Consider the following 12,787-nt stretch of genomic DNA (forward strand, 5'->3'; position numbering starts at 1 on the left):
ACTATCAATGCTTCACCCAACCTTCCTTAACGCTATTTTGATTGGTACACCGTACGAAATACACGTTGAATCAAACAGTAGAGTCAGAGTTGGATAGCGTCCACAATCCCGATCGCTTTATGGGCGATCTTCGCCAAATCCTCTCGCAAGGGCGCAAGCGCATTGGAGTCCTAGTCGGAGCCGGCGCGCCGCTATCGGTGCGGGTCGATGTCGCCGGCAATCTCGATCCGGCCGGCCAAGCCCTTATCCCAGGCGTCGATGCACTTACCAACATGGCAATCGCTAAGCTCTCAGGCGACCAGGCGACAGCCGCGGCGGCAATCCGCGCGGAGCTGCCGAAGGGCGGCAACATTGAATCCATCCTATCCCAAGTGCGCTTGCTCCAAACCGCCTTGGGTACGACCCCGAAAAACGGATTAGATGGCCCTGGCTATGGCGAGCTCGGCAAGGTCATCTGCCAAGAGATCGGCGAGATCGTCGGTGCCGACCTTCCGAGCGGTCGCACACCCTACCATGAGCTCGTGGCTTGGATCAGCGGGACGCAACGCGCTCATGCTGTCGAAGTCTTCACGACAAACTACGACCTTCTGTTGGAACAGGCGTTCGAGCTCGCCAAGGCGCCTTACTTTGACGGGTTCACTGGCGGCCACGCTCCTTTCTTCGACCCGGTCACTGTAGCGGGAAACGACTTGCCGCCCCGGTGGTCGCGGGTGTGGAAGCTGCACGGCTCGCTCGGTTGGAAGAGCGAGAACGGTGTCGTGGTCCGCAGCGGCAGCCGTGATTGCACCGAACTCGTCTATCCCGATCATCTGAAATATGACCTAACCCAGAAGCAGCCCTACGCCGCTCTATTCGAGCGTTTAAAGAGGTTCCTGCTGATGCCGGACACCGTGCTGCTAACCACCGGCTTCTCTTTCCGGGATGCGCACATCTGCGCAGTGCTCGGCGAAGCATTAGCGATGAACGCCAATGCGTCGGTGGTCGCGTTCCAGTATCAGAAGATGGAGGACGAGGAGCCAGCGCGGAAGCTCGCTTTCGAGCATCCAAACCTTTCGGTCTACGCCAGCGACGCAGCCGTGATCGGCGGGGTGCTCGGCGCCTGGCGTCCCGGCGACCCGCCGAAAAACTGGAGCGAGATTCGCGCCAGTTTCTGGGGCGATCGCGGGGGCGCGCCCGCGTTTCTTCTTGGCGATTTCGCTAGCTTTTGCCGCTTCTGCGCCCTGTCACATTCTCCCGACCTTGTCCGGCCGGCTGAGGCCGAGCCGGTTGACCCGGCGGCTGATCCCACGCTGACCGCCCCGTGACTGCAACCGATCCGACTTACCTCGGCCGGATCAGCACGGTCTCGGGTTCGAGCATCACGGTGAAGCTGGCGGAGTCGCTTGCCTCCGGCCTGGCGATGATCGACGGCCATACTTACCGGGTTGGGCAGGTCGGCAGCTTCGTCCGCATTCCCCTCGGCTATCAGGATCTCTACGGAGTGGTCGCGGAGATCGGCGCTAACGCCTCGCCAACCGTGGCGGCGCTCGCAGAGGTCGACACCGGGCGCTGGATGCGCGTCGAACTGGCCGGTGAAGCGATCGGGGAGCGTTTCGAGCGCGGACTAAGCCAGCACCCAAACGTTGAGGACGCGGTTCATCTCGTCACTCAGAAAGACCTGCGTCGCATTTACGGGGATCTCGATGAGGACCAAGTCGCTATCGGCACCCTGTCGAGCGCGGAGAACATCGTCGTGCGACTGTCGCTGGACGCGCTTGTCACCCGCCACAGCGCGATCGTCGGCTCTACCGGTTCTGGCAAGTCCACTACGGTCGCGAGCTTGTTGCGCTCGGTCGTGGGCGCGCCCGAACATGCGGAGACCAGCGGCGCGAGGTTGCTCTTACTTGACGTTCACGGCGAGTATTCAGCCGCGCTCGGCGATCTGGCGCGAACGTTCAGCGCCACACCACAGCCTGGCGAAGAGCCCTTGTACGTGCCTTATTGGGCGCTGGAGGCCGGCGAACTGCTGGATTTCGTTGCCGGCGGATTGAACGATAACCAGTTGATCGCCTTCACCGACAAGATGCAGGAGTTGAAAGCGGCGCGCCTAGAAGCGGCGCCTTTGGCCGGCCTCGACCCGCAATCGCTAACGGTCAACAGCCCGGTGCCGTTCTCACTGAAACAGCTCTGGTACGATTTGATCGATTTCGAGACGGCCACCTTTACTGGTCAGCAACGGGATCAGCCGGCTTTGGAAGCTCCCGGCAATCCCGCTACCCTAACCTCGCCGCGTTACACCCCGCACGCAATGGGTGCGGCCGGGCCCTTTCTGAATCAAGCCGCTAAGGGTATTCGGCGCCAGCTCAACCTACTGCGCTCGCGTCTGCTCGACCGCCGATACGACTTCATCCTTCACCCCGGCCCGTGGGAACCCGACTTGGGTGGAATGGTCGAGCAGGACTTGGACACGCTGCTCGCTGGTTGGCTTGGCAACGACCGACCCATCACCATCCTCGACCTCTCCGGCGTCCCAAGCGCGGTCCTTGTCCGGTTGATTGGCTCGATTCTGCGGATAATTTACGAGGCGCTCTACTGGAGCCGGGAGAAGACTGAAGGCGGCGTGTTGCGCCCCTTGCTAGTCGTGATGGAAGAAGCCCATCGCTATGTGGGTCCCGACAGCGGCAACGTCGCCGCCGACGTCGTGAAGCGTATCGCCAAAGAGGGCCGCAAATACGGCGTGGGAGCAATGCTGGTGTCCCAGCGCCCGTCCGAAATCGACGAAACGGTCCTGTCGCAGTGCGGCACGCTTATTGCGCTTCGGCTATCCAACCCCGCGGACCGCGGGCGCGTGAAAGGCGCCCTTCCCGACAATCTCGCGGGTTTGATGGACCTGCTCCCAGTCTTGCGGACAGGCGAAACGATCATCTCCGGCGAGGCCGCGCGCTTGCCAGTGCGCTGCCGCATCACTCTACCGCCGCTGGACCGCCTACCGCGGAGCTCCAACCCGGCGGTGAGTGCCGCCTGGAGAAGCCGGCGGGTCGCGGAAGGCTATGATCGGATGGTGGCGTCGTGGCGAGCCCAACGCACGACCGCCGTCGTACAGGACCTCGACATCGAGCGAACGCCTGTTAACGAAGACGAACAGTAAGGACAGACGATGATCCGAGACCCGGTCGCCTCCACCAATATCGCCTCAATCGGTTACGATGCACCCAGCGAAACTCTTGAGGTCGAGTTCACCAACAATTCGGTCTATCAATACTACAACGTCCCGGCGCACCTTTATGATCAACTGATGATGGCAGGCTCAAAGGGGCAGTTCCTCAATGCCTATATCAAGAACGGCTACCCATATTCGCGAGTGGGCTAAGGAATGAGATTTCATTCTGCTCCCTGGGGCAGGCTGTCTATCTCGGATTCCCATTAGCAGTCAGGCCGTTTCTGGCCCAGTGACAGCCGTCAAACTTCTGCGCGTGAAGGTACGTTAACCGCAGCTTGTCGGACGGAGGTGATCTGCACAGAGCACCGCAGGCCTTGAAGCTCAACGAGCGCGTACCTTTGGGGCTGTCGACTCTCTGTTGAAGTGGGCCGAGCGTGGGCAAGGCCTATTTTCCTACCCAAAGCGCCCCAAACAGGACCCAAACGGCGCTCCCAGCCGAAAGACCGTACCGCTTAACTCTCTCAATTTGCCTGGGGAAGGACTGGTGCCGCTTACAGGACTCGAACCTGTGACCCCATCATTACGAATGTCGTGGCCCTCCGCTCGGCTGACTAACCGCGCCGCCGGTGATTTCCGAGGATAAACTTCCCGGCGTTCCATTGATGTTCACGGAGCTTCCCGCTAGGGTGATTGCTAGAAACGAGGCTAGCAATCACAATGCCTACTGCCCGGATAAACAAAAGCACTGTGGACGCCGTGAGGGTCGGTTCGAAGGACGTGTTTCTCTGGGACGAGAAAATCCCGGGGTTCGGACTCAAGGTCACGCCAGCGGGGTCTCGAGTTTATCTCTACCAGTACCGCCTGCACGGTGGCCGCGGGGCCAAGGTCCGACGCTATACAATTGGGAAGCATGGCGCCTTGACGCCAGACCAGGCGCGCGGCGAAGCCAACAGACTTTCCATGCTCGTGGCGCAGGGGGTCGATCCGCAGTCGGACAAGATCGAGCGCAAGCGCCAGACCATCGACTTGGCATTTCCAACATACCTTGATGCTTTCGCGAAGGACTGCCTCGCTCCGAACTGGAAGGGCTCGGCGGGTGGAGTGGAGGCGATGCTTCGGCGCTACGCGCTGCCCGCCCTGCGCTCGAAGGCGCTTCCGGAGATTACCCGCGTCGACGTGGCGGCGATAATGCGTCCGGTGAAGGCCCGGCCTGCCCTCGCGAGCAAGCTGTTTGCCGTGCTGCGCTACCTGTTCCGCCACGCGGTCAGCGAAGGTGATTTAGCACGTTCGCCGATGGATGGGATGAAGTCCCCTTCCGCCCCGGCTGCGCGCGACCGCGTTCTTGAGGATTGGGAACTTGCCCTCATTTGGAACGGCTCCGCTGCGGTGGCCGATCCCTTCGGGTCTATGGTGCGGCTACTGATGCTGACTGGGCAGCGCCGCGAAGAGGTAGCGGGCTTACCTTGGTCCGAATTGCGCCAGACGGATGCGATGTGGAAGCTGCCAGCCGATCGTGCGAAAAACGGCCAGCCGGTCGATACCCCCCTGTCAACTGCTGCGGTCCTACTGCTGACCGCGCTGGCCAAGGGCGGCAATTGGCCGCGCCGAGGCTGGGTGATCTCCACAACCGGTAAGGTGCCGTTCTCGGGCTATTCCAAGGCAAAGAAGCGCCTCGACGCCGAGATCGCCAAGCTCAACACAGGTGAAGTGCTAGAGCGCTGGACGTTGCACGATCTGCGCCGGACGCTCGCGACCGGTATGCAGCGCCTAGGTGTGCGGTTTGAAGTCACCGAAGCGATACTGAACCACGTTTCTGGTTCGCGCTCGGGCGTGGCGGGTGTTTATCAGCGCCACGATTGGGGGCCGGAGAAAGCCCGCGCCCTGCAATCTTGGTCCGATCACATTGAGGGGCTGCTCACGGCCTCAGACAAGTCAAACGTGGTTCAGTTCGCGGAAGCGCGGGCGTGAACGGGTGGCGCGGCTAGGATAGCTCCCGAACGGCGGCTCCGCACCGCCTGCCGCGCCATCGTCATCCATGCGGGCGCCTGCGGAGCCGAACTTGTCGAATGAATGGGTAAGTTGTGGAGAGCTTTATCGCTATCTCCGGGATTCTGGGAGCAACAATCCAAAGGGCCTGCTCCAACTGGAGGGGGTAACCGGCAATATTGTCGGTCGAGCGGGTAAAGCTGTTCTGACCCTGAGGAGGTTCTCAGGGTCGCAGGTCGTGAGATACAACGATTGGCCGATGCCAATCTGCGTCTGGGACGGGCCGATACGTGTTGGCCGTACCGCCCGATACGATACCCTTCACCACTTCGAGCCACTCTTAAGTACGATTGAGGCTAAGGGATACGGCGCGGAAGAGCTTGGCCTGGCGGGCCTGCACGACGTCGACGAGCTTCTAAACGGCCTCACAATAACCGTGTCTCTTGCCCGCATTGAGATTGATGCCCGGGACGCTGCGGACCTCGGGTATTCGCCGCCTTCCGCTGCTCCTGCTGCCGCCGATTTGGCGGCTCCTTTCCTTCCGGCGAATGCCCAACGAGCGAGCCCTCACAAGAAAGGCCGTCCACCAGCCGAGGATACCATCTTGGCAAAAGCAGATGAAATGCACGCCTCTGGGATGAATGGCCGGGAAATTGCTAAGCTGATGAGGCTCGAAACGGGGTTCGAGAACGTCGGCAATAATCTCGTCCGGGACCTCATCGAAGGCCGCTACCCTAGGGTTGGCCGCGCGGGATCGAAAAAAGAGCGCGCCGAATAGCGCGCCAATAGGGCGCATGCGCTCATCGCGGCGCTATTTCGCCGGTGAAAGTGTCTTCCTGCCCGCTGCTCCCCGCAGCGCAACGGAGGCGCATAATGAAGCAACTGCACACGGAAGAGCAGGAGGCGGCTCGAATCGGGCTGGCCCCTAAAACGCTGGCTAACCAACGCTGCCGCGGTGACGGACCGCCTTTTTTGAAGGTCGGTCGTCTTGTTCGCTATGATCCGGCACTGACTGACGCCTGGCTTTCCGCGCGCATCCGTCACTCGACGTCGGAAGTCGCGTGAGCGCCCGTGGAAATCAGGAACGGCTCCAGCCTCAACCGTAAGAGGCTCGGGGACGGTCGCCCGACACTGTCGATTGACCATCCCCGCACTAAGAACAGCTTGGCGGCGCTCGATCTCAGCAACTGCAACGTAGGCGAAGTGCGCCGATTTAGCAATTGGTTGCACCGTGAGACCGAAGCCTTCGAGCGCGAACGCCCCCGCTATGAGCGCGGTCGTATCTCTAAGTACGACGCCGCCCGCATCCTCGGGAGCGAGCTTGCGAAGCTCCACACGCGCGGGGGTTGCGAATGACCTTCCCCGAACGCCGTGCGCTGGCTTTGGCGCTGCTGACCAAGGGCGAAGGACTCACGCGAAAGGCGGGGCAATTCCTCGGCCAAATCGCGGTCGATCCCTTCGACCTCACCGACAAACAACAGGACTGGCTTCTCGCTCTGAGCGAGCGCGCCGGTCTCTCGCAAATGATGGAGGCCGACAATGGCTGACCACCAATATCCCAATGCGCCGGGCTTCCATCCGGGCTCCCCTGAAACATCGCGCGAAGCTGCCGCGAGCGTCGCCCCTGCCGCGGCCAACCGCTCCAACCTGGCACTGCGCTTCGTCCGCGAACGTGCCCCCGTTGGCGCGACGAGCGATGAAGTCGCCAGCCGGTACGAGTGGGAGCGCTATTCCAGCCGCCCGCGCCTAGCCGAATTGCACAAGCGCGGCTTGATCGTGGACAGCGGGCGCCGTCGCGAGGGTGCGAGCGGTCGCAAGCAGGTGGTGTGGGTCGTGCCCGAGTATGGGCCTGCGCCGACCGATGGGGTGCAGCTCGACCTTCTGGCTATGGCGTAAGGCCGCCCGGATGGCTCATGCCCCCGATCCTCAACGGATTGCCGCCGTCCTCGGCGGGGTGCTGCGCGGAGATACCGTGCACTGCCCTACCGAGGGCCATTCCAACAAAGATCGGGGGACCACGGTAAAGGTTGATGCGAACGCCCCTGATGGGGTGCTGGTCCACACCTTCAATGGTGGCGACGCGCTCGCCGTGAAGGATCGGCTGCGCGAGGCCGGGATAATCTCGCCCCTCGGAGCCGATCGGCCCCAAGCGCCACTCAGATGGCGGGAGACAGGGGTTTATGTTTATGACGATGGCAACGGCGAGCCAGTATTTCGGACGCGGCGGCTTGAGGCGCCGGGGAATAACAAGCGCTTCGTAGCTGAGCGGTTCGAAAGTGGGTCGTGGGTGGCCGGTTTAGATGGCGTCACCCGCCTGCCCTACCGTTTCACGGAACTGGTGGACGCGGCTCACAAAGCCCGTGCGGCTGGTGAGCCCGAGCCACCGATCTTCTTCGTCGAGGGGGAGCGGAAAGCGGACAAGCTGGCGTCGTGGGGTTTCCTCGCCACCGCCGTTGCCTTCGGCGCGAACGGATGGCGCGAAGAATACGGGGAGGCGTTCGGTGAGGGTACTCGCCTTGTCATTCTGCCCGACAACGATGCGCCCGGGCTCGCGTTCGCGGAGAGGGTGAAAACCGAGGTCGAGGCGTACGGCGGCAGCGCTATCATCCTCGAGCTTCCCGGGCTGCCGCCGAAGGGCGATATTATCGATTGGACCGGCACTGCAGAAGATCTGCGCGCTCTTGCCGACAAGGCGCTGGCCGGTGGCGCCCTGCCCATGCCGTCACTGGATCTCGATGCGCTCTCCAAGGTCCGGCCCATCGCCAAGGTGTTCGCGGTCGAGCGGCTGGCGCCGTTGGCGGAAGTCACGCTGTTCACGGGTGCGGGAAGCGCGGGCAAGTCTCTGCTCGGCCAGCAGCTTGCGACCTGTGCCGCGGCCGGGTTGACTTGCCTGGGGCTCACAACCCTCGAGTGCCCCGCGATCTACCTCACCTGCGAGGATGACGAGGCGCAGCTTCATTGGCGCCAGGAGCGTATCTGTGAGGCGCTCGGGGTGCGGATGGATGCCTTGCCTGGGAAACTGCACCTGATTAGCCTGAGGGGCGCTCTGGACAACGAATTGGGGCTATTCGCGGCTGACGGCACCTTGACCCCCGCACCCGCCTTCGATCGGCTGCAACGGATGCTCAAGGCGACTGGCGCCAAGATCGTGGCGCTCGACAACGTGGCCCACCTATTCGCTGGCAACGAGAACAGCCGAGGCGACGTGACCCGCTTCGTCAACTTGCTGAACCGGCTCGCCGGAGAGACGGGTGCGGCGGTGTTCTTGATCGGGCATCCCAACAAGTCGGGGGCGGATTACTCGGGCTCGACGGCCTGGCTCAACGCGGTGCGCTCGCAAATCGTCCTTACGCACGATCTTGAAACGGATGTGCGGACGCTCACGGTTGGCAAGGCCAACTATGCCGAAAAGGGTGAAGCGCTGCGCTTCCTGTGGGTGGATGGAGCCTTCGTTCGCGAGGATTCGCTGCCCCCCGAACGGGCCAAGGAACTGGCTGCCACGATCAAAGCGACTGCTGACAATGACCTGTTCCTAACCTGCCTCCGGGAGCGGGTGAAGCAGCAGCGCGCCGTGTCGGAACGCCGCGGGCCAACGTACGCGCCCACCGAGTTTGCCAAGATGGTCGAAAGCAAGAGCATCGGGAAGGACCGGCTGGAAGCAGCGATGGATCGCCTGTTCCGTATCAACGCAATCGAGCGCGCGCTGCTTTGGAATGGCCCCGATCGCAAGCCAGTCTTTGGCCTGCGGGAAACTATTGAAGGGGCGGGCTAAGTGCTTGATATTGTTGCGGGCAACGGTGCGGGTAACACTTGCGAGGAACGCGGGAGACTACCAGCCAACCCATTGAAAGCACTGCGGGTGACTGAGGGTAACACACACACTGTACTACGTACGCGCTGGCGCGCCCCATTAGGGGCCCTGCGCTTGCGTCTTGGAGTATTGATCTGATGGCCAAGCGCAAGGCGTCCTCGGCTGATAATACAGCCACAAAACAGCCGGACTCGCGGCCCGCAGCGTTCATCGTATCGGGCGAAGGTACGGACGACGAGATCGCCGAACGGTGCGCTACGCACCTGCCGGGATGGGCCAACCTGCCGAAGCAGTCGAAGCAGGAGGTCGTCCAGCTTATGCGGCGCTTCTGGGAGCGTGCCAATCCACCGAGCTACGTGTTGGCCGATGGAGAGAAGGGCAAGACGATCGGACCGGGCAACACGGGGCCCGAGCAAGTGACCCTGACCATGCTCCGCCTGACCGACGCAATGGCGAGCGGGAAGCAGGAGTATCTTGACCAGCGGCTAGGCGACCTCGCCAACTATCACGGCAAAGCCGATCGCCACGGGTTGACTGCTTCGCGGCTCAATTCCGACCTGGCCTTCATCACAGGCGGAGGGGCCAAGGACACGGTGCAAAGCACGCTGCTAGTTCAGATGGCGGCGACCCATGACGCCGCGATGCGTGCCCTCGCGAACATCGGGCAGTCGGATATGGTCGATCACGCCCAACTGTTCGGCAATCTCTCGACTAAGCTGTTGGGACTCTACACCCGGCAGGCGGAGGTCTTGGCCAAGCTCCAACGCGAGGGCACTCAGACCATCAAACATGTGCACATCGACAACCGCGGCGGCCAGGCGGTCGTCACCGCGACCGTGCAGACAGGGGGGATGAATGGAAAAGGCGAGCAACAACCCTATGCACTCGGCCCCGCGCTGCTTGGCTCGGACCCGTTCGGGGACGGAGTGCCAATCTCCAGCGATCAAGGGGAGGAATCGCTGTCGGATGCACGGGGGGCAGTCCCCCGGCGCGCCCAAGGGAAATAACAACGCTCTCAAGCATGGGCGCTACTCGGCTGACACCCTGCTGCTCGCCGCGGAATTGCGCTCAATCTTGCGGCGGGGACTAGCGGCGCTCGATTAGCCTCCTCGGCATGAAGCGTGGCGGTTCCGTGCATATGAGACCTCTACGGTGCGCCTGCTTACGGTCGTGCACTGCGCCAAGGGCCCAATCGGCGTGAGACGGCTAACTGATCTGGGGCAACATAAGCTGCCATTCCGCTAACGACCCCATTGCGGACATTTGCCAAGCTTCGGCTATAGAGGGTCATGGCTAATCCCGTTCAGGCTGTAAGGAAGTTGCTCGACCGTTGGTCGACTCAGCAAGAGTCCGCGCTGGGGCAGATGACCGGGCGAAAGACGGCACGGCATCGTATTGCTGGATTTTTGAAATCAGAGCGCGTCGAGGCGAAGTTCTTTCTCCTCGCGCTTGCGCCCTTCGTGCCTGTCATGGTCTCGGACCAGATTGGCTGGTCTCGCGGCGCACTATGGCACACGTGGTGGTGGCTCAGCGTGATTTGGGCGCTAGCCATCATAGGGATGTGCTTTGCTTCTTACTGGCGAGCCTTCCGCAGGTCACTTCGTCGAAAGTCGTAAAGTCAGCTTTCGACCCCATTGCGGACGTCCGCGCACAGGGTAGGATGACACTGATGCGCGGGCTAAACAGTTATCCTAAGTGGGTGTCTATACTAATCGGCGTGGCGTGTCTTGTCGCTGGGGTTCTGGCTAACGCCTCCGGTTACACGGCTGTTGGCGTCAGCCTGCTAGTCTTCGGGGTCGGCATGGTAATCCCTCGGCGCGGCGACCGGCCAACGAATGGGAAGAACGACAGCTAACCACCCTCAAATCAGACGTTAAGCTGCGCTTTGCGAAAGCCCGAAAGCGGCCAAGCCTCAGTCTACAACACCCAAAGTTTGCAGCTACACCTGGAAGGCCCTCATCCCGCTAAATGCCAATGGAACGCCTTTCACGTTCCGCCCGGTCGAACCCGATCATCCGGACAACGTGGCGTTCGTCTCCGGCGCGCACCCGGCTGGAAAGTTCCCGGTATTGGTCGACGGCGAGACGACGGTGATCGAAGCGACTGCGATCGTCGAATATCTTGCCGTGCACCACCCCGGCAGCGCGCCACTGATACCTGACGATCCGCCGGAAGCGGTGACGGCGCGAATGCTGGACCGTGTTTTCGACAACTACGTGATGGCAAACATGAACCGCGTGGTGTGGGCCCATATCGCCGATGGCGCAAATCCCGATCTTTCGGAAATCGATGGCGGTAAGGCCGGATTGCAGCGCGCCTATGCGTGGCTGGAGGGGTGGCTCGCGCATAATCGCCTGGCGCCACATGTCAGCCTGGTGTCCTGTGCGGCCGCGCCTGCGTTGTTCTATGCCGACTGGGTCGCGCCCATCGGCAGCGATTTCCCACGCCTCGCCGCCCTGCGCGCCGAACTGCTTGCCCTGCCCGCGGTCGCGCGCTGCGTCGAGGATGCCCGGCCCTATCGCGGGCTCTTTCCGCCAGGCGCCCCGGACCGCGACTGAGCCGCAACAGGAGGATACGATGGCCGAATACACGTTATACACCAACCCGATGAGCCGCGGGCAGATCGCCCGATGGGCGCTCCACGAGGCAGGGGCCGACTACGAACAGGTCCTGGTCGACTGGCAGGAGAAGCCCGAAGCTCTTCTCGAAGCAAATCCGATGCGCAAGGTCCCCACATTGGTCCACCATCATGGCGGGCACGATCACGTGGTGACCGAAGCGGCGGCGATCTGCCACTACCTTGCCGAAATGTCCGCGCAGCAACTGCTCGCCCAGGATCACGAGAAGGCGGATTATTTCCGCTGGCTGCTGTTCGCCGCCGGTCCGATGGAACAGGCGATAGTCTCGAAGAGCATGGGCTGGACCGTTCCGCCCGACCGCGAGGGGATGGTGGGGTTCGGCAGCTTCGACCGCACGATCGATGCGATCGAAGGCTGGCTGACAGGGCACGACTACGTCTGCGGAGAGCGCTTCACGATGGCCGACGTCTACGTCGGCAGCCAGGTCGATTGGGGGCTGCAGTTCGGCACACTGCCCCACCGCCCCGCGTTCGGCGCCTATGCCGAGCGGCTAAGAGCGCGGGACGCCTACAAGGCAGCCAAGGACATCGACGGCAAGCTCATCGCCGAGGCGCAGGCGAAGGCCAGCGGTTAGGCGAGCGCCGTGCTTCGACGAAGCAGTTGATACGCCTCGACCACGCGGACCAGCCTCGCCTCATGCCGCCGGTCGCCGCCGTTCCGGTCAGGGTGATAGCGCCGAACGAGGTCGCTGTATCGGCGGCGCAGCGCGCGCAGGTCGACGTCCGGGCTGAGATCGAGGGCGGTCAGCGCGTCGCGTTCCTCTGGCGAGAAGCGGCTCACCGCGGCACGCCTCTCCATCCGCCCGGCCGCCCGCCTGCGGATGTCGGAAGCGCGGGCGCCGATCGCATCCAGCGGATCGTCGAAATCGGCCCACCTCGGCGCACCGCCGACCCCGGCGTCCGCCCGAAACGCACGCGCGGTGCTGGAGTTGCTCCAGCCCGCAGACGGATGCTGAGCGGCCAGGATTTCATCCGCGCTCATCCCTTCGAACCAGTCATACCCGGCGTTGAATTCCCGCACGTGGTCGAGGCAGAACCAGCGACTGTCGCCCGGCCCGTCGAACCCGGCGGAGCGGCTTCCCGGCGCGCGAAATTCGCCGGCCTCGGTGCAGCCGGGGGCCTCGCACTGGCAGCCCGTCCCTTCATGCCGGCCATGAAATCGCGTCGCGCGCATCGCGGCCAAGTGGGCATGGACAAGCCGCCCCGCAAGCCC

The 12,787-nt window shown here is 62.8% G+C and carries 14 protein-coding genes and 1 pseudogene; 14 read left to right on the top strand and 1 reads right to left on the bottom strand.

The window, feature by feature from the left end; genetic code table 11:
- Window positions 1–119 precede the first annotated feature (119 nt).
- The 14 genes and pseudogenes from GRI40_RS06395 to GRI40_RS06455 all read left to right on the top strand — a co-directional run bounded on the left by GRI40_RS06395 (window position 120) and on the right by GRI40_RS06455 (window position 12,149).
- The gene (locus GRI40_RS06395) at window positions 120–1,304 is read left to right on the top strand and encodes an SIR2 family NAD-dependent protein deacylase (protein WP_160611463.1); all 1,185 of its coding nucleotides are present in this window, start codon (window positions 120–122) and stop codon (window positions 1,302–1,304) included.
- Entirely contained in the window at window positions 1,301–3,127 is a 1,827-nt protein-coding gene (locus GRI40_RS06400; RefSeq protein WP_160610564.1) for a helicase HerA-like domain-containing protein, read from the top strand. The genes GRI40_RS06395 and GRI40_RS06400 overlap by 4 nt, the downstream gene beginning before the upstream one ends.
- A gap of 9 nt (window positions 3,128–3,136) precedes the next feature.
- Complete coding sequence (locus GRI40_RS06405) at window positions 3,137–3,349, top strand: KTSC domain-containing protein (RefSeq protein WP_160610565.1); 213 nt, start codon at window positions 3,137–3,139, stop codon at window positions 3,347–3,349.
- Between the two features lie 507 nt (window positions 3,350–3,856).
- Window positions 3,857–5,107, top strand: a complete 1,251-nt coding sequence (locus GRI40_RS06410; protein ID WP_160610566.1) for a tyrosine-type recombinase/integrase — start codon at window positions 3,857–3,859, stop codon at window positions 5,105–5,107.
- 256 nt (window positions 5,108–5,363) lie between these two features.
- Complete coding sequence (locus GRI40_RS06415) at window positions 5,364–5,903, top strand: hypothetical protein (RefSeq protein WP_160610567.1); 540 nt, start codon at window positions 5,364–5,366, stop codon at window positions 5,901–5,903.
- A gap of 95 nt (window positions 5,904–5,998) precedes the next feature.
- Window positions 5,999–6,190, top strand: coding sequence for a helix-turn-helix transcriptional regulator (locus GRI40_RS06420; protein ID WP_160610568.1), 192 nt, complete (start codon window positions 5,999–6,001; stop codon window positions 6,188–6,190).
- A 287-nt stretch (window positions 6,191–6,477) separates the two neighbouring features.
- On the top strand, window positions 6,478–6,672 hold the full coding sequence (locus GRI40_RS06425) for a hypothetical protein (protein WP_160610569.1): 195 nt from the start codon (window positions 6,478–6,480) through the stop codon (window positions 6,670–6,672).
- Window positions 6,665–7,021 (top strand): hypothetical protein, encoded by a 357-nt coding sequence (locus GRI40_RS06430; protein WP_160610570.1) that lies wholly within the window; start codon window positions 6,665–6,667, stop codon window positions 7,019–7,021. The genes GRI40_RS06425 and GRI40_RS06430 overlap by 8 nt, the downstream gene beginning before the upstream one ends.
- Before the next feature lie 10 nt (window positions 7,022–7,031).
- Complete coding sequence (locus GRI40_RS06435) at window positions 7,032–8,897, top strand: AAA family ATPase (RefSeq protein WP_160610571.1); 1,866 nt, start codon at window positions 7,032–7,034, stop codon at window positions 8,895–8,897.
- A 176-nt stretch (window positions 8,898–9,073) separates the two neighbouring features.
- Window positions 9,074–9,943, top strand: a complete 870-nt coding sequence (locus GRI40_RS06440) for a hypothetical protein (RefSeq protein ID WP_160610572.1) — start codon at window positions 9,074–9,076, stop codon at window positions 9,941–9,943.
- A complete protein-coding gene (locus tag GRI40_RS14125; protein WP_420006871.1) occupies window positions 9,879–10,040 on the top strand; it encodes a hypothetical protein in 162 nt (53 codons plus the stop codon). Before GRI40_RS06440 ends, GRI40_RS14125 begins: the two co-directional genes overlap by 65 nt.
- Before the next feature lie 185 nt (window positions 10,041–10,225).
- Window positions 10,226–10,552, top strand: a complete 327-nt coding sequence (locus tag GRI40_RS06445; RefSeq protein ID WP_160610573.1) for a hypothetical protein — start codon at window positions 10,226–10,228, stop codon at window positions 10,550–10,552.
- Window positions 10,553–10,879: 327 nt separating this feature from the next.
- Window positions 10,880–11,494 (top strand): annotated as a pseudogene (locus GRI40_RS06450) (glutathione S-transferase family protein); the annotation flags it as partial.
- Window positions 11,495–11,513: 19 nt separating this feature from the next.
- Complete coding sequence (locus tag GRI40_RS06455) at window positions 11,514–12,149, top strand: glutathione S-transferase family protein (protein ID WP_160610574.1); 636 nt, start codon at window positions 11,514–11,516, stop codon at window positions 12,147–12,149.
- On the opposite strand, the gene GRI40_RS06460 is transcribed toward GRI40_RS06455, so the two are convergent.
- On the bottom strand, window positions 12,146–12,748 hold the full coding sequence (locus GRI40_RS06460; RefSeq protein ID WP_160610575.1) for a J domain-containing protein: 603 nt from the start codon (window positions 12,746–12,748) through the stop codon (window positions 12,146–12,148). The genes GRI40_RS06455 and GRI40_RS06460 overlap by 4 nt on opposite strands.
- Between the last annotated feature and the right edge of the window lie 39 nt (window positions 12,749–12,787).

The sequence above is a fragment of the Tsuneonella aeria genome (assembly GCF_009827495.1).
GTDB classification, from domain to species: Bacteria; Pseudomonadota; Alphaproteobacteria; order Sphingomonadales; family Sphingomonadaceae; genus Tsuneonella; species Tsuneonella aeria.

Coding starts and splice junctions, on each gene's coding strand:
- GRI40_RS06395 (WP_160611463.1), top strand. CDS start 120: ATGGGCGATCTTCGCCAAATCCTCTCGCAAGGGCGCAAGCGCATTGGA.
- GRI40_RS06410 (WP_160610566.1), top strand. CDS start 3,857: ATGCCTACTGCCCGGATAAACAAAAGCACTGTGGACGCCGTGAGGGTC.
- GRI40_RS06425 (WP_160610569.1), top strand. CDS start 6,478: ATGACCTTCCCCGAACGCCGTGCGCTGGCTTTGGCGCTGCTGACCAAG.
- GRI40_RS06420 (WP_160610568.1), top strand. CDS start 5,999: ATGAAGCAACTGCACACGGAAGAGCAGGAGGCGGCTCGAATCGGGCTG.
- GRI40_RS06445 (WP_160610573.1), top strand. CDS start 10,226: ATGGCTAATCCCGTTCAGGCTGTAAGGAAGTTGCTCGACCGTTGGTCG.
- GRI40_RS06440 (WP_160610572.1), top strand. CDS start 9,074: ATGGCCAAGCGCAAGGCGTCCTCGGCTGATAATACAGCCACAAAACAG.
- GRI40_RS06430 (WP_160610570.1), top strand. CDS start 6,665: ATGGCTGACCACCAATATCCCAATGCGCCGGGCTTCCATCCGGGCTCC.
- GRI40_RS06405 (WP_160610565.1), top strand. CDS start 3,137: ATGATCCGAGACCCGGTCGCCTCCACCAATATCGCCTCAATCGGTTAC.
- GRI40_RS06455 (WP_160610574.1), top strand. CDS start 11,514: ATGGCCGAATACACGTTATACACCAACCCGATGAGCCGCGGGCAGATC.
- GRI40_RS06460 (WP_160610575.1), bottom strand. CDS start 12,748: ATGCGCGCGACGCGATTTCATGGCCGGCATGAAGGGACGGGCTGCCAG.
- GRI40_RS06435 (WP_160610571.1), top strand. CDS start 7,032: ATGGCTCATGCCCCCGATCCTCAACGGATTGCCGCCGTCCTCGGCGGG.